Annotated in this window: 1 protein-coding gene; it reads left to right on the top strand. The window is 66.2% G+C overall.

Annotation, left to right across the window (positions count from 1 at the left end; genetic code table 11):
* Nucleotides 1-539: 539 nt before the first annotated feature.
* On the top strand, nucleotides 540-958 hold a 419-nt coding region (locus XANALMUS060_RS20895), incomplete at its 3' end, for an AMP-binding protein (protein WP_161795504.1).

Raw genomic sequence — 958 nt, 5'->3', positions numbered from 1 at the left:
TGCCATCGCGCTGCGCCAAGGACAACGCCTGCTGCGCTACGCCGAACTGGAGGCACACGCCAACCAACTCGCCCAGCGTCTGCGTCGCTCCGGCGTTGGTCTAGAGAGCCGGGTCGCCTTGTACCTGCCGCGCGGCATTGACCAAGTGGTCGCGGTGCTCGCAACACTCAAAGCGGGCGCGGCGTATGTGCCGCTGGATCCGGAACTGCCCAGCGAACGTCTGGCCATCGCGCTGCGCCAAGGACAACGCCTGCTGCGCTACGCCGAACTGGAGGCACACGCCAACCAACTCGCCCAGCGTCTGCGTCGCTCCGGCGTTGGTCTAGAGAGCCGGGTCGCCTTGTACCTGCCGCGCGGCATTGACCAAGTGGTCGCGGTGCTCGCAACACTCAAAGCGGGCGCGGCGTATGTGCCGCTGGATCCGGAACTGCCCAGCGAACGTCTGGCCTTCCTGCTGGAAGACAGCCGTCCACGCGCGGTGCTGACCTGCGCCGATCTGCAGGATCGTCTGCCAGCCAGTCGCTCGCGCCATGCAGCGCGTGAGCGTGCTCACTCTCGACGACACAGTGCAGACGCATACCGATCCCGGCGCGACCGATCCCGGCGCACCGGATGTCCCTGGCCTGTGCCCGGACAATCTGGCCTACATCCTCTACACCTCCGGTTCCACCGGCCAACCCAAGGGCACCTTGCTCACGCATGCCGGTGCGGCGCATTACCTGCAATGGGCCATCGAACACTATCGACCGCAGCCCAGTGCGGTGGTGTCCTCGTCGCTGTCCTTCGACGCGACCTTGACCAGCCTGCTCGCCCCGTTGCTGTGTGGGGCGCAGGTCGAACTGCTGCCCGAACACGACACCCTCGACGCCTTGCGGCAACGTCTGTGTGATCCAACCCCGCTGGGCCTGGTCAAACTCACGCCCGCGCATCTGCACGTGTTGGGTCAACAATTGGCCGA

Source organism: Xanthomonas sp. MUS 060, from assembly GCF_000963215.1.
Taxonomy (GTDB): domain Bacteria; phylum Pseudomonadota; class Gammaproteobacteria; order Xanthomonadales; family Xanthomonadaceae; genus Xanthomonas_A.
Note: the sequence above shows the minus strand (reverse complement) of the source record. Positions and strands in the feature narration are given on the sequence as shown.